Genomic DNA, 23,086 nt, shown 5'->3' on the forward strand with positions numbered 1-23,086 from the left:
GCGCCGGCCGCGATGGCCATGTCCATGATCTTGTGGATCTTCGTGGCGTGGGCCTCGCCCAGCGCACCGCCGAAGATCCGGAAGTCGTGCGCGTAGACGAAGACGGTGCGGCCCTCGACCGTGCCCCAGCCGGTGATGACACCGTCGGTGTAGGGCTTCTTGTTCTCCAGGCCGAAACCGACCGCGCGGTGCCGGCGCAACTGCTCGACCTCGTTGAACGACCCCTCGTCCAGGAGCAGCTCGATCCGCTCGCGCGCCGTCAGCTTGCCCTTGGCGTGCTGGGCCGCGGTCGCCTTCTCACTCGGGCCGGCCAGAGCCTGCTCACGGATCGCGTGCAGCTCAGCCGTACGCCCACGGGAATCGGTGGGCTCGTCGCCGGGGTTCGAGGCGGTGTCGTCCAAAACGGTCATGTAGTGACCATACGAAGCCGGACCAAGAAACGGGCCGTCGACTCTGTACAGTCTCCGGCCCGTTTTCCTGGTAGCCCCGAACAGAACCCTGGCGGCCTGAGCCCGAATCGACTGCTCAGGCCCCCATCGGCTTGTAGGGGTCACACAAAGGTGCGCGGTGTAAGTCCCGTCACACTCCGCAGTGGAAGCGGGCGTCACCCCAGTCCGCGTGGTCGTTCCCGTTGCCGTCGCCGCCGTCCCCGACGACGAGGTCGACGTACTTCGCGCCGCTGATGCCGGCGGTGAGCGACCAGGCGGAGTCGGTGGCCTTGAGGACCGGCGACGTCACCTTCTCGGCGCCGTCCGCGACGACGGAGAACCGCACGCTCCCCCGCGTGGACTGTACGTCGTCCACGCCGACCTGCGCGGTGAACGAGGTGCAGCGGCCGCCCAGGTAGTAGCGGACCTTCGCCGGGGCGTGCGTGCCGAGGCCCTTGGCGTAGACGGTGCCGCCGATGGTGAGCGGGGTGCCGTCGCCCTGCGCCTGTTCGCCGTTGGACAGGTCCTTCTCGACCGGGCCCCAGCCGTTGTCGGCGCTGGTCCAGTCGAGGTCGCTGGCCCAGGTGTCCTTGGCGGGCGGCGGCGGCAGGGTCCGTACGGAGGTGCCGGCGGTGAGGGCGCGGGGGGTGCCGCCGACCGTGTACGCGGTTCTCGCCGTCAGCTCGTAGGGGTGGTAGGCCGCGTCGGCGGGCGGGGTGACCTGCCAGGTGACGGTGGCCTCGGCGCCGGCGGCGACGGCCGGGACGCTCTGCGCGCCGGAGGGCTCGGCGCGCCAGCCCTCGGGCAGGTCGAGCGTGGCCCGCGCGTCGTCCACGGCGGTGTTCTCGTAGTTGGTGAAGGTGGCGGTGACCTTGTGGGGCTCGCCGGGCTCCAGGGTCCGCGGGGCGTCCAGGGCGAGGGTGCCGCAGGCGGCCCGCTCCTTGGCCGGGCCGAGGTCGGTGACGGTGAAGTCGTCGAGGACGAAGTCGGCGCCGTCGGGCGCGGTGGGCAGCTTGCGCAGGCCGGTCCAGGTGTCGCCGCAGCCCGCCGTGACGGTGGTGGTGAGGCGGCCGGTGGTGCGCTGCGCCCCGATGGGCAGGGCGGCGGTCTCCACGGCGTCGTCGCCTCGGTCGTAGCCGCTGATCCACTGGTAGGCGCCCGCGTGGCTGGACTGGTAGGCGAAGTCGACCTTGTAGGCGTGGCCGTCCTCCATGGGGACGGTCGCCGGGGAGGTGCGGTAGACGACGCCGTCGTTCTCCTCGTGGGACTTCAGGGACTCGCCGCCGCCGATGACGTCGTCGACGAGCTTCCCGTTCCAGCCGGCCTGGGTGTACGGGGCGTGCTTCTGGGCGATGTGGGTGCGCGGGTCGGTGGTGCCGCCCGCGTCGCCCTTGTCGAAGGGGCCCCAGCCCTGGTCGACGTCCTCGAAGTCCTCGTGGACGACGGTGCCGGGCCGGGCCGCCGGACCGCCCGCGACGAGGCGCACGTCGTCCACGCGGACCTTGGCGTCGCCTGCGGCCGCGCTGACACGCAGGGTGGCGCCGCCGTTCGCCGGCGCGGTGAACGTGGTCTTCACGCGCTGCATGCGGGTGCCGTGCCAGTCGCTCGCCGCCATGGTGTTCGCCAGGGTGGAGCGTTCGACGCGGGCCTCGGTGCCGGCGATGTCGAGCGTGGTGCGGCGGGTCTTGCCGGGTTCGACCTCGATCCAGGCGGACGCGGTGTAGCGCTTGCCGGGGGTGAGGCCCTTGACGTGCTGGGCGATCGAGGCGGCTGCGGGGCCGGTGAGCGCGGCGCTGTTGCGGCCGTTGCCGTCGGTGTCGCGGGTGACGGCGCCGGTCTTCTCCCAGCCGGCGAGCTTCGCGTCGTTGAAGCCGGGGTCCTTCAGCCCGGTGCCCTCGCCCCAGGCGGGATCGGCGGCGCCGGGCGTGCTGTCGGTGGCGTAGAGCACGTACGGCTGCTTGGCCTGGGCGTCGAGGGTGATCATGCCGGAGGCGTCGGTGCGGACGGTGCCGGTCTTGACGCGGCCGTTGTCGGTGAGCCGGTAGACGGCGTACGAGCCCGCCGGGACGGCCCAGCGGGAGGTGCCGCCCTGCTTGTTGTAATGGTAGAGCTTGCGCGCGCCGCCCTCCTTGGCGGTCCACGGGAGCAGGTAGCGGTCCCCGTCGAGGACCTTGCGGCCGTGGTCGTAGAAGGTGCGCCTGCCGTCCTCGACGGTGCCGCGCAGGCCGCCGGTGAAGGTGATGTCGTCGCCGTCCCAGCGGGTGATCTTCTGGTGCTGGAGGTACTTGGCGGGCAGGTCGCGCTGCCAGATGTTGGCGTAGAAGGCGTTCCAGTCGTTCTCGCCGGTCCAGCCCTCGAAGTCGACGAGGGCGCTCTGGCCGAGGACCGGGTCGTTGTTCCAGACGTCCTTCTCGCTGTTGCGGACGAAGCGGATGATCTTGGAGTTGAGGCCCTTGTTGGTGGCGCCGCCGTAGTCGAGGTCGTTGGCCCAGTGGGACCACAGGGACTGCCGCTCGAACTTGTCGGCCCACTCGGTGGCCATGTTCCAGCCCTGGCCGTTGATGGCCTCGGCGGTCTGCTCGGCGATCCAGCCGTGCGTGTAGTAGACGTCGACGTAGACCGTGGTGAGGTTCCTGTCGGTCTCGTCGCGCAGCTGCTTGAAGCGGGCGGCGAGGTCGCCGCTGTTGATGTCGCGGCGCTGGTCGATGTAGTAGCTCTGGTCGAGCCAGTTCCAGCCCTGCGACTTCGGGTTCACGAGGTCGTCGCTGAAGTGCTGGGCGACCGGGTACGCCTCGGTGGCGTTGACGTGGACGCCGAACTCGGCGCCGTACTTCTTGCCCGCCTTGAGCAGTGTGTTGAGGTCTTTCAGGCCGCCGGCGCGGCGGTTGGTGTTGCCGCCGTAGTCGGGGTGGGCGGAGTCGTGGCCCTCGGACTGGTAGCCCTTGAGCAGCGCGAACTGGCCGAGTCCGTCGGTGGCGAGGGAGACGCGCTTGACGTCGTCGAGGGTGCGCAGGAACGGGTGCTGGGCCTGGCTGGCGAAGTTGAACGGGATGTGCGCGACGACCCGGTCGGCGGTCTCGTCGCTGCCCTTGGCGGTGACGGCGATGGACCGGAAGGCGACGGCGCCGTCCTGCCAGTCGACCGTGCCGTCGCCGTTGGCGTCGGGGGTGACGACGACCTTGGCCCAGGGCAGGTCGGAGCCGGTGGCGGGGGTCCTGGCGCCCTCGCCCCGGTAGGTCCACTGCCCGGACCAGACGCCTACGCGGGTGGCCCCGGCCGCGTCCTTGCGGGCCTGGTGCCAGAAGCGGGCGTCGTCGCCGCCCGTGGCGCCGCTCGGCTTGTCGTACGCCGAGTTCGACTCGACGGCCGCCGCGAGCCGTCCCGTGTTCACGATGGCGTACGCGGCGCCGCTCGCCGCCTGCTCGGCGGGGGTGTCGGCGCTCACCTTGCCGAAGACGTCGGCGGTGCGGGTGGAGTCCGGGTCGAGCCGGGTGAACGCGGTGGCGGCGCCGGGGTCGTCGCTGCCGACGGAGACGAGGTCGTGCCCGGGGATGTCGAGGGTGTTCACCCGGAAGGCGTCGGTGTCGCGGACGGCGGTGACCTTGAAGGTCGTGACGCGCCCGCTGACGCCGAGGGTGGCGTCGATCTCGACGCCGGGCAGGTCGGGGAAGGTCAGGGTGTACGCGGCGGTGGCGCCGCTGACCTGGGGCGCGCCCTTGAGGCGGGTGGGGTGGGCCTTGCCGTTGAGGGTGACGGAGGTGAGCGCGCGGGTGCTGCCGAGGATGCGGGCGCCACCGGCCCGCTCCGTGTAGGACAGCACGCGGGGGAAGTCGTCGGCGACGGTGACGGTGAGCTGGTCGGAGCTGAGGACGAGTCCGGCGGGCGGGGGGTCGTCGGCCGCGGGGGCCGCACCGGCCGCCGGGGCGAACGTGAGCACGGTGGCCGCCGCCAGGACGAGGGCCAGGGGCTGGGGGGCGCGGGATCTTCGGGACATGCCGTCTGGGGTATCCGGCGCCGGGGGCGCGGGTCAACGGGGGTGCGGCCCGGGGGCGTTGGCAGTCCAAGAGTCCGTGCGCGTTAGTCCAAGCGGGACACCGGTACGGGGTGGGGGTGCGCGGGGGCGGTCCGGCGGCGGTTCGAGGGGCGGCATGGGCCGGTACCGGGTGTAATCGAAGAGACACACCTCGCTTGATGTTGAAAGTTGAACTTCATCGCGCTACAGTCGGACACAGTTGATGGTTCAACGTTAAACATCACCGGCATCTCCGTGCCGCCCGTCCCCCAAGGAGCACGCCATGGGCATCTTCGGCCGCAAGAACGACACCCCCGACACGACCGCCGCCGCCACCGCGGGACCCGACCGGTCCGCCCTCACCGGCGACTACACCGTCGACCCGGCGCACACCTCGCTCGGCTTCGTCGCCCGCCACGCCATGGTGACGAACGTGAAGGGCAGCTTCACCGACTTCACCGGCTCGCTGCACCTCGACGGCGCCGACCCGAGCAGGTCCACCGCCTCCTTCGACGTCCAGATGGCGAGCATCGACACGGGCAGCGCGGACCGCGACGGCCACCTCAAGAGCGCCGACTTCTTCAAGATCGACGAGTTCCCGACGATGACGTTCCGCTCCACGAGCGTCGAGCCGCTCGGCGCCGACGACTTCCGCGTCACCGGCGACCTCACCGTCCTCGGCACGACCCGCCCGCTCACCATCGACCTGGAGTTCAACGGCGCCGCCAAGGACCCCTTCGGCAACGAGCGCGTCGGCTTCGAGGGCAAGGCCGAGATCCTGCGTTCCGAGTGGGGCCTGACCTGGAACGCGGCGCTGGAGACCGGCGGCGTCCTCGTCTCCGACAAGATCAAGCTGAACTTCGACATCTCCGCGATCAAGAACGCCTGACCCGGACACTCCCCTTCCGCAGTCAGTGAGTTGAGGCGGCCACGAGTTGCGTGGCCGCCAACTCGCCGTACAGCGCGTCCCGTTCGAGCAGCTCCGCGTGCGTGCCCTGATCCCGTACGCGACCGCGCTCCAGGACGACGATGCGGTCCGCGTCCACCACGGTCGACAGCCGGTGGGCGATGACGAGCACGGTCGTACGCCCGGCCAACTCCCGTACGACGTCCCGCAGATGCTGCTCGTTGACCGCGTCCAGGTTCGCCGTCACCTCGTCGAGCAGCAGCAGGCGGGGGCGACGCAGCAGGGCCCGGGCGATGGCCACGCGCTGACGTTCGCCGCCGGAGAGCAGCACGCCCCGGTGGCCCACGGGTGTGTCCAGACCCTCGGGAAGCCGCGCCACGAGGTCGTCCAGACGGGTCAGGGCCAGGACCTCCCGCAGATCGGCGTCCGAGGCGTCCGGCGCCGCGTAGCGGAGGTTGTCGCGCAGGGTGCCCGCGAGGACCGGCGCGTCCTGCTCCACGTATCCGAGCGCGCCGCGCAGTGCGGGCAGCGGCCAGTCGCGGATGTCGCGGCCGCCGACGCGCAGGGCCCCCGCGTCATGGTCGTGAAAGCGTTCCAGCAGGGCGAAGACCGTGGACTTGCCCGCGCCGGACGGGCCGACGAGCGCGGTGAGGCCGCCGGGCGGCGCGCTGAAGCCGACCCCGTCGTGCGCCGGCGCGCGGTCGTCCCCGTACCGGAACACGACCCCCTCGAACGTGACGCCGACCGGCCCCTCCCCCGCGTCGAACTCCCGCGCCTCGCCGGCCTGTTCGGCGGGCAGGTCCTCGACGGCGGCGATCCGGGCGACGGCGGCGAGGCCGTTGTTCAGGCCGACCCAGCCCTCGGTGAGCTGCCCGAGCGGCGCCACGAGGTAGAAGAGGTAGAGCAGGAACGCGATCAGTGACGCGAGGTCCATCCGGCCCGCCGCGACCCGCGCCCCGCCGACCCCGAGCACACACAGGAACGCCACCTGCACCGACACGAGCATCGCCACGTCCGAGGCGGAGGTCCACCGGGCCACCGCGAGGCCCCGGTCGCGGGCGCGGCGGGCGGCGGCGGTGACGGCGGCCCGCTCGCGCTCCTCGGCGCCGTTCGCCTTGACCGTACGGAACGACTGGAGCGCCCGGTCGAGCGCCGAGCCCAGCGCGCCGACCGCCTCCTGCGCCTCGGTCTGCGCCCGCCTGATGCGGGGCATGAGCAGCGCGAGCGCGCCCGCGATCACCACGAGGACCAGCAGCGTCACCGCGAGCAGTAGCAGGTCCATGACGCCCATCAGGACGACCGTGCCGAGCAGCGTGAGCGCGCCGCCCGCCGACTCGACGAGGCTGCGCGAGAGCACCGTGCGCAGCAAGGTCGTGTCGCTGGTGGCGCGGGTGAGCAGGTCGCCGGGGGTGAGCCGGTCGACGGCGCCGACCGTGAGCCGGAGGATGCGGCCGACGAGCCGTTCGCGGGCACCGAGCACGACGGACTCCCCGGTGCGGGCCATGAGGTAGCCGCCCGTCGCGGTGAGCGCGGCCCCGGCGACCACGACGAGGGTCAGCAGAGCGAGCGCGGGCGCGGGCGATCGGCCCTCTGCGTAGGCGGCGACGGCGTGCTTGGCCATCAGCGGCATGGCGAGCCCGGCGCCCGACCCGGCCAGCGCCAGCACCCCGCCGAGCGCGAGCACCCGCGCCTGCGGCCGTACGTGGGCCAGCAGCCGCCGCAGCCCCGGCGCGGCCGGGGCGGACGCCTCGGTCACGGGCCGACCGTGAGCAGCGGGCGGTAGTCGGCGGGGGCGCTGGGCTCGCCGACCATGCGGCCCTCGGCCTCGACCCAGGCGTGCGGGGCGAACGGCGGGGCGGCGCGGACGCCCGCGTGCCAGGTGGGCCAGGTGCCGGACATACGGCACAGCAGGGCGGTGGCGATGGAGCGCGGCAGGCAGCCGTACCAGCCGGCGCAGCGGCGGCTGGTGGCGGTGACGCGCTCGCGGGCGGCGAGGGCGTCCCCGTGTCCGGCGGGGCGGGCGCCCCGGCTGAGCCAGGTCAGCACGCGGCGCAGCCGGTCGGGGCGCAGCCGGGCGAGCAGCAGCGCGAGGGCGACGGCGACGCGTACGCGCGGGCCGCGTCCGCCCCGGCCCGGCATGGTCATCTCGGTGCTCACGGGGTCGCCATCCGGGCGTCGAGGAGCTGCCGGGCGAGGTCGGCGACGTCGGCCTCGGCGCGGGCGCGGTCCACGTCGAAGGCGGCCATGAGCCGGGTGACGGCCTCCTCGGTGCCGCATCCCTCGGCGAGGGCGGTCACGACGAGGGTGCCGGACTCGTTGAGCTGCCAGTAGGTGCCGGTGCGCTGGTCGAGGAGTACGCCGCCGAAGTCGGTGCCGGTGACGGTGACGGTGTCCCGCAGTCTCATCGGGTGGCCGCCTCTCTGGTCGCTCTCATCGGGTGGCCGCCTCTCTGGTCGGGGACCCGGCGGCGCGCAGCCACATCTCGCAGGCGACGGCCGAGTCGATGGAGTACCGGGTGTGCTGCGGGGAGTGCGGGTCGGCGGCGAGCGCGTCGAGCCGGTCCGCGTCCACGAGCCCGTGCCCGGCGAGCAGCGAGGCGCCGGGCCGCCACAGGGCGCGCAGCTCCGCCGCGTGCCGGACGAGCCCCTGCACGGTGTCGCCGCCCATGTGGTCCTTGGTGGTGCGGGCGAGCAGCGGCGCGGGCACGGCGGTGCGGACGGCCTCGGCGAGCAGCGGCTTGTAGCGGGCGGGGTCGAGCCGGTCGGTGAGCCGGGTGGCGAGGGTGGCCTCGATGACGTGGTCGGCGTACAGGGGCGCGGCGACGGGCAGGCCGAGCGCGTGCCCGTACTCCTCCATGGCCTGGAAGTGGCGGGCGCCCATGCGCACGGTGTCGAGGTCGAGATGGCGTCCGGGGCGGGCGGCGAGCGGCTCGGCGTCCACGGCGGCGGTGCGGAACGCGTCGCGGATCAGCTCCCGCGCGGCCGGTGTCAGCCACGGCGGCAGGCTCTGCGGCACGCCCCAGGACACCTGCGGGGTACGGGAGGTCGGCGGCGGGGCGTCGGTGACGGCTCCGGCGAGCCAGGCGCGGTAGGAGCGGCGCCGCGCGAGGGCCGCCAAGGTGGCGCCGAGGGGCCAGCCGAGCTGGTGGCGGACGGCGCTGATCCGGTGCCAGGCGGCGAGGGGCCGGGCGGGGAAGAGGTCGGCGACGGCGGCGGGCAGCGCCATGAAGAGTTCGTCGCCGCCGTACCCGGTCAGATGGACGGTGGCGCCCGCCTGCGCGGCCCGGGTCAGCGGGAGCCGGGCGCGGGCCCGCGCGGGGGCGACGGGCAGCGGTTCGTCGAAGGGGAGTTCGCCGGGGGCGGGCGGCGCGGCGACTCCGGCGTAGAAGAGGGGTGCCTCGTCGGCGGCGACGAGGGTGTGGGCCACGCGGGTGCCGGTGCGGGCGGTGGCGGTGCGGGCGTGGTCGGCGGCGCGCAGGGCCCAGGTCTCGTCCTCGGCGCCGGGTTCGCGGGAGGCGACGGTGAGCAGCGAGAGGCGGGCGGGGGCGGTGCGCAGGGCGAGGAAGGTGAGCGAGGTGGAGTCGAAGCCGCCGGAGAGTTCGCAGCTCACGTGCGTGTGCCCGGCCGTGTGGGCGGCGACGGACTCCGCGAGCGCCGAGGCGAGCCGCGTGGCGCCCGCGTCGAGGGGCAGGTCGGGCGCCGGCGGGTGCCACCAGCGCGGGGTGCGGACCGTGCCGTCGGCGCGCAGGTCGAGGGCGTGGGCGGGGTCGATCTCGCGGATGCCGTGCCACAGCGGGCGGGCGCCGAGGGGGTGCGGCACGAAGTCGAGCAGGCGCAGGGCGAGGGCGCTCTCGTCGAGTGCGGCGCCGGTGGCGTGGGCGAGGACGGCGGGCCGGTCGGAGATCAGCGGTGGCCCGCCGCCCTCGGTGACGTGGACGCGGCGGAGCCCGGAGGCGGTGCCGCGTACGCGGGTGTCGGCGCCGGTGCGGGAGATGACGTGATGGACGCCGGGCAGGGTGCGGGCGAGCCGGTCGTGCAGCGCGGTGTGGTCGCGGGCGGCGCGCAGGGCGGCGTCGAGCCCGTCCGCGTACGAGGGGCCGAGGGTGACGACGGCGTCGGGGCCTTGGACGGCGCTGGTCAGGCGGCGCAGCGGGGCGTGGACGAGGAGCCAGGGGCGCCCGGAGGGGTAGCGGAAGACGTGCGTGCCGGGTTCGTGCGCGTGCAGCGGAGCGGGAAGACGCCCGGCCGCCGCCTCGCCCGCCGGGGTGTCCGGCAGGACGACGAAACAGTCGCGGGCGTGGGGCGGCTGGGCCGGTGCGGGGCGGCCGGGCATCTTCACCTCTCTTCGTTCGGTGTCACTTCGCCCAGGGCCGTTCGGTCAGGGGCGGGCGCGGGGTCCGACAAGGTCGGTCCGGGCTCAGGTGAAGCGGCGGACGATCCACTCCTTGTAGGCGCCGTAGAAGTAGCCGGCGGTCGTCTTGGTGAAGTCCCCCTGCTGGACCATGGCGGGCTTGGTGTAGCTCTTCTTCGCTTCCGGTTCCTGCTTCTGCATGCCGGCCTCTCCCCTTCGCGTGTGCATGACGGATGTGATTGGTGTGCAGCGTGTGAACGCCAGGGGCGATCATTGCCAGACGGTGAGCGTTCATGCACGCATTGCGATCGGAATCCTTAGTTGACCTGATCGCTTCCGGGCGGTTCCCGACTTGCCCGGCAAGGGCGCCGAAGTCGCCCGGAGTACCCATCGGTAGCCGTCGACTTCACGACACGCCTCCGACCCCGCGCCCGCCCCCGCACTCGCCCCGCACCCACCCCCGAAGTGACGTACGCCACAAAGCCCGCCGCCCATGTCACGGCCGGCACCCCGCCGCCCGTCACGTCCGTGGACGTCCGCAGGCGCTCAGGGGAGGCATGTGATGGCCGAGGTGACACGACCGGCGCGCGGCGAACGGCTCGCCGACTGGTTCGACGGCAGGCTCGGGACGCATGGGCTCGGCAGCCGTTATCTGCGCAAGGTCTTTCCCGACCACTGGTCCTTCATGCTGGGCGAGGTCTGCCTCTACACGTTCCTCGTCCTCGTCCTGACCGGCGTCTATCTGACCCTCTTCTTCCATCCGTCGATGAACGAGGTGACGTACCAGGGCAGTTACGTCCCGCTGAACGGCGTGCGCGTCTCGGAGGCGTACGCGTCCACGCTCGACCTCAGCTTCGACGTGCGCGGCGGGCTGCTGATCCGGCAGATCCATCACTGGGCGGCGCTGATCTTCGTCGCGGGGATGTTCACGCACATGATGCGGCACTTCTTCACGGGCTCGTTCCGCAAGCCGCGCGAGCTGAACTGGCTGTTCGGCTGGCTGCTGTTGTTCATCGCCCTGTTCGAGGGGCTGCTCGGCTACTCGCTCCCCGACGACCTGCTGTCCGGCGCGGGCATGCGGCTCATCGAGGGGATGACCCTGTCCGTACCGGTCGTCGGCACGTATCTGTCGTTCTTCCTCTTCGGCGGCGAATACCCGGGCGGCGACATCGTGGCGCGCTTCTACTCGCTGCACGTCCTGCTGCTGCCCGGCATCATGGCGGCCCTCGTCGTCACCCATCTCATCCTGGTCTTCTTCCACAAGCACACGCAGTTCGCGGGCCCCGGCAAGGCGGAGCGGAACGTCGTCGGGCAGCCGTTCTTCCCGGTGTACGTGGCGAAGGCGGGCGGCTTCTTCTTCCTCGTCTTCGGCGTCGTCACCGCGCTCGCCGCCGTCGCCTCCATCAACCCCGTCTGGGTGTACGGCCCTTACCGCCCCGACCAGGTCTCGACGGGCGCGCAGCCCGACTGGTACCTCGGCTTCGCGGAGGGCCTGGTACGGGTCATGCCGGGCTGGGAGATCGACGCGGCCGGGCACACCCTCGAATTCGGCATCCTGATCCCGCTGTTGGCGTTCCCGCTGTGGCTCGTGCTGATCGGCGTCTACCCGTTCGCCGAGGCGTGGATCACCGGGGACCGGCGCGAGCACCATCTCCTCGACCGGCCGCGCGACCGCCCGGTGCGCACCGGGCTCGGGGTGGCCTGGCTGACCGGCTTCCTCGTCGCGCTCGCCGCCGGGGGCAACGACCTGTGGGCGACCCGCTTCCACCTCTCCGTCAACGCCATCACCTGGACCGCCCGCGTGCTGCTCCTCGCGGGCCCGGTCCTCGCCTTCGCCGTCACCCGCCGGATCTGCCTCGGGCTCCAGCGCCGCGACCGCGACAAGGTCCTGCACGGGCGCGAGACGGGCGTCGTGCGCAGGCTGCCGCACGGCGAGTACGTCGAGGCGCACGCCCCGCTGCCGGCCGCCGAGGTGTACCGGCTGACCCGGCACGAACAGCCCCGGCCGCTGCCCGCGCCCGAGACCCGCGACGCGCACGGTGTACGGCGCCGGGTTCCGGTGCGGGCCCGGGTGCGCGCGGGGCTGTCCCGCTGGATGTTCGGCCCCGGCACGCAGATCCCGAAGCCGGGACGGGCCAAACTGGAGGCGCACCGGGGGCCGCGGGAGCGGCGGGACCGGGTGGAACGCTGACGCCTGCGGCTCCCTCTTGCCGGGGAGGGCGCGGGCGCGGTGGAATGCGCGGGCCCCTTGTCGCCGACGCCGGACCTCGTTGGGAGCCGCATGGACACCGCAGTTCGCGCCCGGGAGAGCGGGCCCGGTCGTGCCGCCCGCGCCTGAGCGCCGCGTCGCCGCCGAGCACGTACGCCGGGACCTGCTCGACGCCGACGCGGGCCCCGAACCGTACGTGCTGCGCGACGCCCGGGTCACGGGGGCGCTGCGGCTCGACGGGGCGCAGGTGGCGCGGGCCGTGCGGTTCGAGGGGTGCCGGTTCGACGCGCCGGTCGGCCTGGAGGGCGCAGGCACGCTCGGGTTCGCCCTCGTGGAGTGCGTGCTGCCCGGGCTGCGGGCGGCCACGGCGCGGTTCGGCGGGCGACTCGATCTGCGCGGGTCCACGATCGGCGAGCGGGACGGCGCGGACAGCGCCCTCGACCTCGGGCACGCCGATGTGGCGGGCGGGCTGCGGCTCGACGGGGCGCGGCTCGTGGCGCCGGGGCGGGTCGCGCTGGACGCGGGCGGGCTCGTCATGCGCGGCGGGATCTTCTGCGAGAACGGCTTCGTCGCCGAGGGCCAAGTCGCCTTTCCCGGGGCCGTGTTGCCGGGCGGGCTGTGGATGCGGGGGGCGCGGGTGCTGGTGGGGGCGGCGGAGTCGATCGCCTTCCTCGGGGACGGCCTGAGCGCGTCCAACGTCCGTCTGTCGGAAGGCTTCCGCACCGACGGGCGGGTCCGGCTGCGCGGCGCCCGCGTCGACGACCTGCTCTCCTTCCGGCTCGCGGAACTCGGCGGCGCGGGCTCGGCGTTGATGGCGGTCGGGATGCGGGCGGAAGCGGTCGACCTGCGGTTCGCGCGGCGGCCCGGCGGCGGGGTGAACCTGCGCAACGCCTACGCGGGGCGGCTCCAGGACTCCCCCGCGAGCTGGCCCGCGCGGATCGGGCTCGACGGGCTGACGTACGACTGGCTGGAGACCACCGCCGACGACCGCGGGCAGGACCTCACGCACCGGCTGAACTGGCTCGCGAGGCAGTCCGTCCACTCCCCCCAGCCGTACGAGCAGCTTGCGGCGCACTATCGGCGGGGCGGGCAGGAGGCGGAGGCGCGGCGGGTGCTTCTGGTGCGGGAGCGGGTGCGTCGGGGGACGCTCGGGCCCGGCGGGCGGCTGTGGGGGCGGCTGCTGGACGTCACCGTCGGGTACGGGTACCGGCCGTGGCTCGCCGGGGTGTGGCTGATGCTGCTCACCCTCGCGGGGTCGCTGGTCTTCCGGTCGTTCACGCCCGTGCCGAACAAGCCGGGAGAGGGCCCGCCCTTCAACCCCGTCGTCTACGCCCTGGATCTCCTCGTTCCCCTGGTGGGGCTGGGGCAGCGGGAGGCGTGGCATTGGGGGGTGGCGGGGGTGCAAGGGTGTGCGTACGGGTTGATCGGGGTGGGGTGGGTTTTGACAACGGCGCTGGTAGCGGGCGTGACCCGAACGCTTGATCGAGGCTGAATCTCTGTACCCGGGGTTCTTCGAGGGGGCCTCGGCGGAAGCCCAATCCCCGGAACTCCCAGCTCCCCTCCCGTGCCGGGAACTTGAGCGCCGGCACGTCTCAGGCGCCCCGCGCCCCTGGCGGGGCTGCCGACCCCGGCACTTCGTAGGCGCCGCCCGCCCCGCCGCCTTGGGCAGTCTGCCTCCCCCAGACTTCGTCCGGGGGGACCCCCAGGGCGGCACGGGTGGGCAAGGCGGCACCCAGCGCCGGGGGAGTGCACGTTGTGCCTCCAGTTCAGCCCCGGTGGGGCTTCTCGCGCAGTTCCCCGCGCCCCTGACGGGGCTGCCATCCCCGGCACTTCTCAGGCGCCGCCCGCCGCCTTGGGCAATCTGCCGCCTGGGGCGGCACGGGTGGGCAAGGCGGCCCCCAGCGCCGGGTGCGCAAAGGTCGAGCGTTCAGTTCAGCCCGGTGGGGCTTCTCGCGCAGTTCCCCGCGCCCCTTAGGGAGTTGGCCTCAGCCCCAAATTCCCAGCCCCTCCGGCGATTGAGGAGCGGGGCCTGGGGCAGCGCCCCAGAGTGCCGGTTCGCTGTGGCTGAGCGCGCAGTTCCCCGCGCCCCTTACGGGGCTGACCTCAGCGCCCGTTCCCAGCGGCAGCGCGCCCGCGCCCCTTACGGGGCTGACCTCAGCGCCAGCTGCCAGCCCCTCCGGCGATTGAGGAGGGGGCTGGCCTGAGCGCCAATTCCCAGCCCCCCGGCGATTGAGGGTTAGAAGCCGCCGCCGTTGAAGTCGCCGCCGCCGCCGAAGTCGCCGCCGCCTCCGTCACCGAACCCGCCCCCGAAGTCCGACGCGTCGAAATCCGTACCGGAGACGTCCCCGCCGCCGAACCCGGGGTCACCCCCGAAGTCCCCGTAACCGGAGCCGTAGTCCGCCGCGTACGCGGGGCCCGACATGAGGGAGCCGAGCATCGTGCCGACGAGGAGCCCGGGCAGCATGCCCCCGCCGAAGTAGCCGCCCGCCCAGGGCCCGTAGGCCGGCCCGGCGTCGTAGTAGGGCCGGCGCTCCCCCGCCCCGGTGTCGACCGTACGCACCAAGGGCTCCTGCCCGTCCCGCAGCCGCGAGGCGTCCGCCGCGCACACGGGAACCTCGCGGGGCGCCCCGCCGGCCGGCGTCCACATCGCGTCCTCGACGGAGGGCCCGTGCCGGGGGTCGAAGAAGCAGGGCGCGCGGCGCTCGGGCAGCGGCCGCCCCTCACGGCGCGCGGCGAGCAGCGCGAGAGAGAACCGGCCGTCCTCCAGCGCCTGCGTCACCGCGCGCACGTCCTCGGGCCGCTGCGCGTCGGCCATGTACTGCTTGGCCTTGTCGTAGGAGTCGAGGGCGCGCTCGAAGTCGGCGCGCATGGCGTCGTCGGCGCCGGACTCGGCCGGGTGAAAGTCGAGCCGGTCGAGTTCCTCGCCGAACGCGGTGATGTCCTCGTCGACGACGACCCGCAGCCGGTCGAGCGCGGCCCGCTGCTCCTCCTCGCGGCGCCTGCGGCTGCGCCGGACGAGCGCGTACGCGCCGGCGCCGCCCACGACGACGACCGCGCCGACGCCGACGAGCGCCCCGGTGTTCACCCCGCCGCCGCTGTCACCGCCGCCGCCGCTCCAGGAAGCGGGCGCGGAGCCGTGCGCGGTGCGGACGGCGGCGTCCACGTAGTCGTCGAGCTGGCGGTCGAGGGATTCGCCGCGGAGGCTGACGGACAGGTTGGCGACGGCGGCGGGCGACATGACCTGGTGGTCGGCCTTGGCGCCGAAGAGGTCGCCGAGCCGCACCCCGTACACGCCGACGATGCCCGTCTTCGCGCGCAGGTCCTGGAAGAACGTCTTCGGGTGCGGGGTGTCCGCGGAGAGCACCGCGAGGAAGACCGGCTTGTCGGCGTCCTCGATCTTCTTGGCGAGCGCGTCGGCCTTGGCCCGTGGCACCTCGCCGGACAGGGCCGGATCGACGTACACCGGGCCCTTCCGGAACGCGTCGGCGACCGGAGACAGCTCCGAGACGGCCGACGCCGGGGGCGCGGTGGTGAGCGTCGCACCCAGGGCGAGGACGGCGGCGGCAACGGCCGCGAACAGGGCCTTCATACCTTGACGCTAACCCATTCGAACCATTTGTCGCCGCCCGCGCACCCCGCGCACCTCCCGCTTACCGCCCGGGAAGAGCCCGTTCTACTCGACCGGCTCGACGCCGGCGCGCAGCAGCCCGTACGTGTAGGCGTCCTCAAGGGCGCCCCAGGAGGCGGCGATGACGTTCTCGGCGACGCCGACCGTGGACCACTCGGCCTCGGTGTCGGAGGTGGAGATGAGCACGCGGGTCGTGGACTCGGTGCCGTGCTTGCCCTCCAGGATGCGGACCTTGTAGTCGACCAGCTCCAGCTTGGCCAGCTGGGGGTAGATGCGCTCCAGGCCGACGCGCAGGGCGCGGTCGAGGGCGTTGACCGGGCCGTTGCCCTCGGCGGTGGCGACGATGCGCTCGCCCTTGGCCCACAGCTTCACGGTGGCCTCGTTGGCGTGGGTGCCGTCGGGGCGGTCCTCGACGATGGCCCGCCAGGACTCGACGCGGAAGTAGCGGCGGGCGCGGCCCTCGGCCTCTTCGCGCAGCAGGAGTTCGAAGGAGGCGTCGGCGGCCTCGTACGTGTAGCCCTTCAGCTCGCGTTCCTTGACGCGCTCGACGACGCGGCCGATCAGCTCGCGGTCGCCGCCGAGGTCGACGCCGAGTTCCTTGCCCTTCAGCTCGATGGAGGCGCGGCCGGCCATGTCGGAGACGAGCATGCGCAGCCGGTTGCCGACGAGGTCGGGGTCGATGTGCTGGTAGAGGTCGGGGTCGACCTTGATCGCGGAGGCGTGCAGGCCGGCCTTGTGGGCGAACGCGGAGACGCCGACGTAGGGCTGGTGCGTGGAGGGCGTGAGGTTGACGACCTCGGCGATGGCGTGCGAGATGCGGGTCATCTCGCGCAGCGCGCCGTCGGGCAGCACCTGCTTGCCGTACTTCAGCTCCAGGGCGGCGACGACGGGGAAGAGGTTGGAGTTGCCGACGCGCTCGCCGTAGCCGTTGGCGGTGCACTGGACATGGGTGGCGCCCGCGTCGACGGCGGCGAGGGTGTTGGCGACGGCGCAGCCGGTGTCGTCCTGGGCGTGGATGCCGAGGCGGGCGCCGGTGTCGTCGAGGACGGTGTGGGTGATCGCCTGGACCTGGGCGGGGAGCATGCCGCCGTTGGTGTCGCACAGGACGACGACGGAGGCGCCGGCCTCGTGGGCGGTGCGCACGACGGACTTGGCGTAGGCGGGGTCGGCGCGGTAGCCGTCGAAGAAGTGCTCGCAGTCGACGAAGACGCGGCGGCCCTGGGCGACGAGGTGGGAGACGGTGTCGCGGACCATCTCCAGGTTCTCGTCGAGGGTGGTGCGCAGGGCCAGTTCGACGTGCCGGTCGTGGGCCTTGGCGACGAGCGTGATGACGGGGGCGCCGGACTCCAGCAGGGCCCGTACCTGCGGGTCCTCGCTCGCTTTGCCGCCGGCGCGGCGGGTGGCGCCGAACGCGACGAGCTGGGCGTGCTTGAAGTCGATCTCTTTTCGCGCGCGGGAGAAGAACTCGGTGTCGCGGGGGTTGGCGCCGGGCCAGCCGCCCTCGATGAAGCCGACGCCGAAGTCGTCGAGGTGCCGGGCGATGGTCAGCTTGTCGGCGACCGTGAGGTTGATGCCCTCGCGCTGCGCGCCGTCGCGCAGGGTCGTGTCGAAGACGTGGAAGGAATCGTCGAGGCCGCCGGTGGGGTCCCCGGTGCGTCCGCTCGGGTTGCTGCTCATGCTGTCTGGCTCCTGATCGGGATCTCGGTCTTACCGGAATGACCGGCTCCACCGTCTCTCCATGATCCCCCGCGCTCCTTCCCCGGCTGTGGGTGGGCCAGGAAACGAAAAAACCCCTCGCGGGTGCGAGAGGTCTGCGCGCGGGTCGAGGACGACGGTGTCCGCCTGTACCGGGTCGTACGAGGCGGTCACTGCGGACCGGCGCGCCTGCTGCCAATAATCATCATGGCGAACGAGAGCACGCGGGCAGTGTGCCACAGCCCGGCCGGGGCCCGGGCCGTGGTCTCACGATGCGGTCAGGCGGTCTCGGGGGCGGCCGTGGTGCGGGGGGATTCCTGGGTGGCGGCGACCCGGTGGAGGTCGATGTCGCGGGTCTCGCGCATGGAGAGGTAGACGATCAGGGAGACGGCCGCGCACCCGGCGACGTACCAGTAGAAGCCGGACTCGATGCCGCCGTTCTTGAACCACAGGGCGACGTACTCGGCGGTGCCGCCGAACAGCGCGTTGGCGAGGGCGTAGGGCAGTGCGACGCCGAGGGCGCGGATGCCGGTGGGAAAGAGTTCGGCCTTCACGCAGGCGTTGATCGAGGTGTAGCCGGTGACGACGACGAGCGCGAGCAGCGACAGGCCGAGCGCGGGCCAGAACGACCCGGCGTGCTGGAGCAGCGTCATGATCGGCACGGTCAGGAAGGTCGAGCCGACGGCGAAGGTGATGAGCAGCGGGCGGCGGCCGATCCGGTCGGACAGGGCGCCGGCGAGCGGCTGGAGGCAGGCGAAGACGAGAAGCGCGCAGAACGAGACGAGCGTCGCGGTCTGCTTGCTCAGGCCCGCCGAGTTCGACAGGTACTTGGTCAGATAGGTCGTGTACGTGTAGTAGGCGACGGTGCCGCCCATGGTGAGGGCGATGACGAGGAACGCCTCGCGCCGGTGCGCCCACAGGGCCTTGAGGGTGCCCTTGTCGTCGCCGGTGGCGAGCCCGTCGGCGTCGGCGGACTCCTCGTAGACGTCGGTCTCCAGCATGTTGCGGCGCAGGTAGAAGATGACGGCCGCGCCGAGGGCGCCGACGATGAAGGGGATGCGCCAGCCCCAGCTGTGCAGCGCGTCGTCGCTCATGGTGCGCTGGAGCACGATCTGGAGGCCCAGGCCCACGATCTGACCGGCCGTCATGGACACGTACTGGAAGCTGGAGGCGAAGCCGCGGCGGCTCGGGTCGGACGCCTCGGTGAGATAGGTGGCGCTGGCCGCGTACTCGCCGCCGACCGAAAGTCCTTGCAGCAGACGGGCGATGAGCAGGACGGCGGCGCCGCCGTACCCGGCGACGGCGTAGGTCGGGGCGACGGCGATGAGCACGGCGGACGCCGACATGAGGGTGACGGTGAGGGTGAGCGCGGCCTTGCGGCCCTTGCGGTCGCCGACGCGGCCGAGCAGCCAGCCGCCGACCGGCCGCATGAAGAAGCCGACGGCGAAGATGCCCGCGGTGTTCATGAGTTGGGCGGTGGGGTCGCCGTCGGGGAAGAAGGACCCCGCGAAGTAGGTGGCGAAGCTCGCGTACACGAACCAGTCGAACCACTCGACCATGTTCCCGGCCGATCCGACCAGGACCTTCTTCCATTGCTCTCGTCCCATGACCGGCCACGATGAGGGACGCCCGCGCCGGGTGACAAGGGCGCCTCGGACAACGATCGGGCGTACTTGCGTTCATTGTGGTCACGGGGAGTGCGCGGCGGCCCTGGCGGGGGATGTACGGGCCCGCCTGCTTGTGGAATCGTTCAACAATCCCTTACGTTGAGGAGGTGCCCCTGGACGTGATCGACCTCAACGCGGATCTCGGTGAGGGCTTCGGCCGCTGGAGCCTCACCGACGACGACGCCCTGCTGTCCGTCGTCACCAGTGCCAACGTCGCCTGCGGCTTCCACGCGGGCGACCCGACCGTGATGCGCCGGGTCTGCGAGCGGGCCGCCGAGCGCGGGGTGCGGATCGGCGCCCAGGTCTCCTACCGCGACCTCGCCGGGTTCGGGCGCCGCGCGATGGACGTGCCCGAGGACGAGCTGGCGGCCGAAGTGGCGTACCAGATCGGGGCGTTGCGGGTGTTCGCCCGCGCCGCCGGCGCCGACGTGACGTACGTGAAGCCGCACGGCGCCCTCTACAACCGCACGGTCCGCGACGCCGCCCAGGCCCGCGCCGTGGTCGCCGGTACCCTCCTCGCCGGCGGCGCGCTCCCCGTGCTCGGGCTGCCGGGTTCGGCGCTGCTGGCCGCCGCCGCCGACGCGGGCCTCACGGCCGTGCCGGAGGCGTTCGCGGACCGCGCCTACACGCCCGACGCCACCCTGGTGCCGCGCCGCGAGCCCGGCGCCGTCGTCGAGGACCCGGACGCGGTGGTCGCCCGCGCCGTCGGCTTCGCGGTGGACGGCGCGGTGGCCGCCGTCGACGGCACCCGCGTCCCGGTCGCCGCCCGCTCGCTGTGCGTCCACGGCGACACCCCGGGCGCCGCCCGTATCGCCGCCCGGGTGCGGGCCGCGCTGTACGGCGCGGGCGTGCGGGTGGAGGCGTTCACGTGAGCGGCGCCCTGACCGTGCGCCGGGCCGGACGGCGGGCCCTGCTGGTCGAACTGCCCGACGCGGAGGCGACCGCCGCGTTCCACGCCGAGGTGCTGCGCAGACGGGCGGCGGGGACGCTGCCGGCCGTGGGCGAGGTCGTGCCCGGCGCCCGTACGGTCCTGCTCGACGAGGTCGCCGACCCTGAGACCCTGGCCCGCGCGCTGCCCGCCTGGGACGTGCCGCCGGCGGGCGAGGCGCGGGGCAGGGCGGTGACCGTGCCGGTGGTCTACGACGGGCCCGACCTCGCTGCCGTCGCGCGGCTGTGGGGCCTCGCCCCCGAGGACGCGGCCGCGCGGCACGCCTCGTACACCTACCGGGTGGCGTTCTGCGGCTTCGCGCCCGGGTTCGGCTATCTGACGGGGCTGCCCGATGAGTTGCACGTGCCGCGCCGCGAGACCCCGCGGACGCGGGTGCCGGCCGGGGCGGTGGCGGTGGCGGGCCCCTACACGGCGGTGTACCCGCGCGCGACGCCCGGCGGCTGGCGGCTCATCGGCACGATGCCCGACCCAGCCCCGCTCTGGGACCCGGCACGCGGCGAGCGGGCCGCCCTCCTCTCCCCCGGCACCCTGGTCCGCTTCGTGCCCGAGCCCCCTGGCGGCGGGGAGCGGGCATGACGACCAGGCTGACCGTCGTGCGCCCCGGCGCGCTGACCACTGTGCAGGACGCCGGGCGGCCCGGCCACGCGCACCTCGGCGTGCCCCGCTCCGGCGCGCTCGACGCCCCCGCGATGCGCCTCGCCAACCGGCTCGCGGGCAACGCGGCGGACGCGGCCGTCCTGGAGACCACCCTCACCGGCTGCGCGCTGCGCCCCGACCGTCCGGTGACCGTCGTCGTGGGCGGCGCGCCCTGCCCGGTGACCGTGGACGGGCGGCCCGCCGCCTGGGGCGCCCCGGTCCGCGTCCCCGCGGGCGCCACGCTCGACGTGGGCGGCGCGGTCGCGGGCGTACGGACGTACGTGGCCGTCGCCGGGGGCGTGGCCGTGGAGCCGGTGCTCGGCAGCCGCTGCGCCGATCTGCTCTCGGGACTCGGGCCCGCGCCGCTCGCGGAGGGCGACCTGCTGCCCGTCGGGCCCGCGCCCACGGCCGCGCCCGCGCTCCCGGCCGCCGCGCCCTGGCCCGCTCCCCCGGCGCTGCTCGTGCTGCCGGTGCGGCTCGGGCCGCGCGCGGACTGGTTCACGGACGCGGCCCTGCGGGTGCTGCGCACCGCCGAGTTCACGGTCTCCGCGCACAGCAACCGCATCGGCCTGCGCACCGAGGGACCCGCCCTCGAACGGGCGCGGGAGGGTGAACTGCCCAGCGAGGGCATGGTCCTGGGGGCGGTGCAGGTGCCGCCGGACGGCCGGCCGGTCGTCTTCCTCCACGACCATCCGACGACGGGCGGCTACCCGGTGATCGGCGTGGTCGCCGCCGACGCCCTGCCCGCCGCCGCGCAGGCCAGGCCGGGCACCCCGCTGCGGTTCACCGCCGGCTGAGCGGCCGGGCGGGCGCGCGGGTCCGGGGCGGCGGCCGTCGCGCTCCCCACCGCCACGACGGCCGCGGCCGTTCCGGACCCCGCACGGCCCGCGCGCTCACACGGCGGGCCCGCAGTGATACAAACGCATCGCCCGCGGCCAGGCAATAAGACCTACGGCGTACAACCCTCGCGGCCCTTCAGGAGTCCCCCGCCGCCAGTGCCTCGTCGAGGAACTCCCGTACGTGCGTGAGGACCTGGGCGCGCTCCACGCCCCGCAGGCCGATGGCGAGGTGGATGGAGAACCCGTCGAGCAGCGCCCGCAGCCGGGTGGCGAACCGGTCCGGGTCGACCGCGCGGAACTCACCGCGCGAGATGCCCTCGGCGAGCAGCGCGACCAGGTCCCGGTGCCAGGCGCCCTCGATGGCGGCCTGCCGGGTGCGGCCGTCGTCGTCGGCGTTCTGCGAGCGGTTCCACACCTCCAGCCACAGCGTCCAGTGCGGATCGCGGGGGCCGTCGGGCAGATACAGGTCGACGTAGGCGTCCACGCGCTCACGCGCGCCGCCCTCGCCGGACAGCAGCAGGCGCCGCCGCTCGCCGAGCCGGCCCTCGCTCCACTCCAGGGTCCGCAGGAGCAGGGCGTCCTTGGACTTGAAGTGGTAGGCGAGGTGCCCGCTGCTCATGCCGACGGCGCGGCCGAGCGCGGCCATGGTGAGCCGGTCGAGCCCGTGCTCGGCGATCATCTCCATGGCCGTGGCGAGCACCTGCTCGCGCGGCGGCGCCGGGGTGCGCTGCCGGGTCATGCCCCGGCGACCGGCTGCTGCTGGGTGATGCAGTGGATGCCGCCGCCGTTGGCGAAGATCGTGCGGGCGTCCACCAGCGTGACCGTACGGGAGGGGAAGAGACGGCGGAAGATCGCCGCGGCCTCCTCGTCGCGCGGGTCGTCGAACCCGCACAGCACGACACCGTCGTTGCACAGGTAGTGGTTGATATACGAGTAGTCGACCCAGCCCTCGTCGTCGGCGAGGACGCTCGGCGCGGGCACCTCGACGATCTCCAGCGGGCGGCCCTGCGCGTCGCTCGCCCCGCGCAGCACCCCGGCGATCTCCCGGCTCACCTCGAAGTCGGGGTGCGCGGGGTCGGTCTGGGTGTGGACGAGGACGACGCCGGGCGCGGCGAACGCGGCGACGATGTCGACATGCCCCCGGGTGCCGAACTCGCCGTAGTCGGCGGTCAGTCCGCGCGGCAGCCAGATCGCCTTGGAGGTGCCGATACGGGCGTGGATCTCCCGCTCGACGTCCTCCTTGGACCAGTTCTGGTTGCGGTCGGGGTCGAGCTGGACGGTCTCGGTGAGCAGGACCGTGCCCGCGCCGTCCACGTGGATGCCGCCGCCCTCGTTGACCAGCGGGCTGGAGTGCGCGGCGACGCCGGTGAGGTCCGCGATGTGCCGGGCGATCTTCGCGTCGTGCTCCCAGCGGGCCCAGTCCTGGGCGCCCCAGCCGTTGAACGTCCAGTCCACGGCGGCCAGTTCACCGGTCTCGGCGTGCTTGACGAAGGTGGGGCCGATGTCCCGCATCCAGGCGTCGTCCAGCTCCCGCTCGACGAGGTCGACGGCCGGGTCGAGCAGAGCGCGGGCGGTGGCGGACTGGCCGGGGCCGACGATCATCGTCACCGGCTCGTGGCGGCGCACGGCGTTGGCGACGGACGCCCACGCGCCGCGCGCGGCGGCCAGTTCGCCCTCGTCGCCGAAGGTCGGGTTGGGGCTGGGCCAGGCCATCCAGGTGCGCTCGTGCGGCGCCCACTCGGGCGGCATCAGGTACGTCATCGCGG

At 73.7% G+C, this 23,086-nt stretch carries 18 protein-coding genes; 6 read left to right on the top strand and 12 right to left on the bottom strand.

All coding sequences use genetic code 11. From position 1 onward, the window contains the following. Positions 1 to 410: carboxyl transferase domain-containing protein (locus tag ACZ7LY_RS20500; protein ID WP_471626063.1), on the bottom strand; the 410-nt coding region annotated here is incomplete at its 3' end. Positions 411 to 579: 169 nt separating this feature from the next. Then, complete coding sequence (locus ACZ7LY_RS20505; protein WP_471626064.1) at positions 580 to 4,422, bottom strand: endo-alpha-N-acetylgalactosaminidase family protein; 3,843 nt, start codon at positions 4,420 to 4,422, stop codon at positions 580 to 582. 301 nt (positions 4,423 to 4,723) lie between these two features. Between ACZ7LY_RS20505 and ACZ7LY_RS20510 the strand changes: the two genes are divergently transcribed. Further along, the gene (locus tag ACZ7LY_RS20510; protein ID WP_471626065.1) at positions 4,724 to 5,329 is read left to right on the top strand and encodes a YceI family protein; all 606 of its coding nucleotides are present in this window, start codon (positions 4,724 to 4,726) and stop codon (positions 5,327 to 5,329) included. A gap of 22 nt (positions 5,330 to 5,351) precedes the next feature. Here the strand turns inward: ACZ7LY_RS20510 and ACZ7LY_RS20515 are convergent, their stop codons facing one another. The 5 genes from ACZ7LY_RS20515 to ACZ7LY_RS20535 form a co-directional block, all read right to left on the bottom strand. Further along, positions 5,352 to 7,103, bottom strand: a complete 1,752-nt coding sequence (locus tag ACZ7LY_RS20515; protein WP_471626066.1) for an ABC transporter ATP-binding protein — start codon at positions 7,101 to 7,103, stop codon at positions 5,352 to 5,354. Then, the gene (locus ACZ7LY_RS20520) at positions 7,100 to 7,504 is read right to left on the bottom strand and encodes a lasso peptide biosynthesis B2 protein (protein WP_471626067.1); all 405 of its coding nucleotides are present in this window, start codon (positions 7,502 to 7,504) and stop codon (positions 7,100 to 7,102) included. Before ACZ7LY_RS20520 ends, ACZ7LY_RS20515 begins: the two co-directional genes overlap by 4 nt. Further along, positions 7,501 to 7,752, bottom strand: coding sequence for a lasso peptide biosynthesis PqqD family chaperone (locus tag ACZ7LY_RS20525; RefSeq protein ID WP_471626068.1), 252 nt, complete (start codon positions 7,750 to 7,752; stop codon positions 7,501 to 7,503). The genes ACZ7LY_RS20520 and ACZ7LY_RS20525 overlap by 4 nt, the downstream gene beginning before the upstream one ends. A gap of 25 nt (positions 7,753 to 7,777) precedes the next feature. Further along, positions 7,778 to 9,679 carry an asparagine synthase-related protein gene (locus tag ACZ7LY_RS20530; protein WP_471626069.1) on the bottom strand — a complete coding sequence of 634 codons (1,902 nt, stop codon included), beginning with the start codon at positions 9,677 to 9,679 and terminating at the stop codon, positions 7,778 to 7,780. A gap of 84 nt (positions 9,680 to 9,763) precedes the next feature. Continuing rightward, positions 9,764 to 9,898 carry a keywimysin-related RiPP gene (locus ACZ7LY_RS20535; protein ID WP_471626070.1) on the bottom strand — a complete coding sequence of 45 codons (135 nt, stop codon included), beginning with the start codon at positions 9,896 to 9,898 and terminating at the stop codon, positions 9,764 to 9,766. A 361-nt stretch (positions 9,899 to 10,259) separates the two neighbouring features. On the opposite strand from ACZ7LY_RS20535, the gene qcrB reads away from it, so the two are divergent. Together qcrB and ACZ7LY_RS20545 are read left to right on the top strand one after the other, a co-directional pair. Next, positions 10,260 to 11,888, top strand: a complete 1,629-nt coding sequence (gene qcrB / locus ACZ7LY_RS20540) for a cytochrome bc1 complex cytochrome b subunit (protein WP_471626071.1) — start codon at positions 10,260 to 10,262, stop codon at positions 11,886 to 11,888. 130 nt (positions 11,889 to 12,018) lie between these two features. Then, complete coding sequence (locus ACZ7LY_RS20545) at positions 12,019 to 13,398, top strand: oxidoreductase (RefSeq protein WP_471626072.1); 1,380 nt, start codon at positions 12,019 to 12,021, stop codon at positions 13,396 to 13,398. Positions 13,399 to 14,142: 744 nt separating this feature from the next. Here ACZ7LY_RS20545 and ACZ7LY_RS20550 read toward each other — a convergent pair. From ACZ7LY_RS20550 to ACZ7LY_RS20560, 3 genes are all read right to left on the bottom strand, one after another. Then, positions 14,143 to 15,495, bottom strand: a complete 1,353-nt coding sequence (locus ACZ7LY_RS20550) for a hypothetical protein (RefSeq protein WP_471626073.1) — start codon at positions 15,493 to 15,495, stop codon at positions 14,143 to 14,145. 84 nt (positions 15,496 to 15,579) lie between these two features. After that, complete coding sequence (gene cimA, locus ACZ7LY_RS20555) at positions 15,580 to 17,211, bottom strand: citramalate synthase (RefSeq protein ID WP_471626074.1); 1,632 nt, start codon at positions 17,209 to 17,211, stop codon at positions 15,580 to 15,582. Positions 17,212 to 17,507: 296 nt separating this feature from the next. After that, a complete protein-coding gene (locus tag ACZ7LY_RS20560) occupies positions 17,508 to 18,836 on the bottom strand; it encodes an MFS transporter (protein ID WP_471626075.1) in 1,329 nt (442 codons plus the stop codon). A gap of 179 nt (positions 18,837 to 19,015) precedes the next feature. Here ACZ7LY_RS20560 and ACZ7LY_RS20565 point away from each other — a divergent pair, with 179 nt between their 5' ends. The 3 genes from ACZ7LY_RS20565 to ACZ7LY_RS20575 are packed head-to-tail and all read left to right on the top strand — an operon-like array spanning position 19,016 to position 21,278. Further along, positions 19,016 to 19,768: a LamB/YcsF family protein gene (locus ACZ7LY_RS20565; RefSeq protein ID WP_471626186.1), complete on the top strand. Its 753-nt coding sequence runs from the start codon at positions 19,016 to 19,018 to the stop codon at positions 19,766 to 19,768. After that, a complete protein-coding gene (locus ACZ7LY_RS20570; protein ID WP_471626076.1) occupies positions 19,765 to 20,421 on the top strand; it encodes a 5-oxoprolinase subunit B family protein in 657 nt (218 codons plus the stop codon). The genes ACZ7LY_RS20565 and ACZ7LY_RS20570 overlap by 4 nt, the downstream gene beginning before the upstream one ends. After that, positions 20,418 to 21,278 carry a 5-oxoprolinase subunit C family protein gene (locus ACZ7LY_RS20575; protein ID WP_471626077.1) on the top strand — a complete coding sequence of 287 codons (861 nt, stop codon included), beginning with the start codon at positions 20,418 to 20,420 and terminating at the stop codon, positions 21,276 to 21,278. The genes ACZ7LY_RS20570 and ACZ7LY_RS20575 overlap by 4 nt, the downstream gene beginning before the upstream one ends. A 178-nt stretch (positions 21,279 to 21,456) precedes the next feature. Here ACZ7LY_RS20575 and ACZ7LY_RS20580 read toward each other — a convergent pair whose 3' ends face one another. Further along, a complete protein-coding gene (locus ACZ7LY_RS20580; RefSeq protein WP_471626078.1) occupies positions 21,457 to 22,059 on the bottom strand; it encodes a TetR/AcrR family transcriptional regulator in 603 nt (200 codons plus the stop codon). Then, positions 22,056 to 23,081, bottom strand: coding sequence for an agmatine deiminase family protein (locus tag ACZ7LY_RS20585; RefSeq protein ID WP_471626079.1), 1,026 nt, complete (start codon positions 23,079 to 23,081; stop codon positions 22,056 to 22,058). The genes ACZ7LY_RS20580 and ACZ7LY_RS20585 overlap by 4 nt, the downstream gene beginning before the upstream one ends. Positions 23,082 to 23,086: the final 5 nt, after the last annotated feature.

The organism is Streptomyces sp. NPDC107550, from assembly GCF_055639095.1.

What these genes read in the sequence shown, in the direction of transcription:
- ACZ7LY_RS20525 (WP_471626068.1), bottom strand. Translation starts at nt 7,752, where the DNA reads ATGAGACTGCGGGACACCGTCACCGTCACCGGCACCGACTTCGGCGGC.
- ACZ7LY_RS20560 (WP_471626075.1), bottom strand. Translation starts at nt 18,836, where the DNA reads ATGGGACGAGAGCAATGGAAGAAGGTCCTGGTCGGATCGGCCGGGAAC.
- ACZ7LY_RS20535 (WP_471626070.1), bottom strand. Translation starts at nt 9,898, where the DNA reads ATGCAGAAGCAGGAACCGGAAGCGAAGAAGAGCTACACCAAGCCCGCC.
- ACZ7LY_RS20575 (WP_471626077.1), top strand. Translation starts at nt 20,418, where the DNA reads ATGACGACCAGGCTGACCGTCGTGCGCCCCGGCGCGCTGACCACTGTG.
- ACZ7LY_RS20505 (WP_471626064.1), bottom strand. Translation starts at nt 4,422, where the DNA reads ATGTCCCGAAGATCCCGCGCCCCCCAGCCCCTGGCCCTCGTCCTGGCG.
- cimA (WP_471626074.1), bottom strand. Translation starts at nt 17,211, where the DNA reads ATGAGCAGCAACCCGAGCGGACGCACCGGGGACCCCACCGGCGGCCTC.
- ACZ7LY_RS20580 (WP_471626078.1), bottom strand. Translation starts at nt 22,059, where the DNA reads ATGACCCGGCAGCGCACCCCGGCGCCGCCGCGCGAGCAGGTGCTCGCC.
- ACZ7LY_RS20510 (WP_471626065.1), top strand. Translation starts at nt 4,724, where the DNA reads ATGGGCATCTTCGGCCGCAAGAACGACACCCCCGACACGACCGCCGCC.
- ACZ7LY_RS20585 (WP_471626079.1), bottom strand. Translation starts at nt 23,081, where the DNA reads ATGACGTACCTGATGCCGCCCGAGTGGGCGCCGCACGAGCGCACCTGG.
- qcrB (WP_471626071.1), top strand. Translation starts at nt 10,260, where the DNA reads ATGGCCGAGGTGACACGACCGGCGCGCGGCGAACGGCTCGCCGACTGG.
- ACZ7LY_RS20550 (WP_471626073.1), bottom strand. Translation starts at nt 15,495, where the DNA reads ATGAAGGCCCTGTTCGCGGCCGTTGCCGCCGCCGTCCTCGCCCTGGGT.
- ACZ7LY_RS20530 (WP_471626069.1), bottom strand. Translation starts at nt 9,679, where the DNA reads ATGCCCGGCCGCCCCGCACCGGCCCAGCCGCCCCACGCCCGCGACTGT.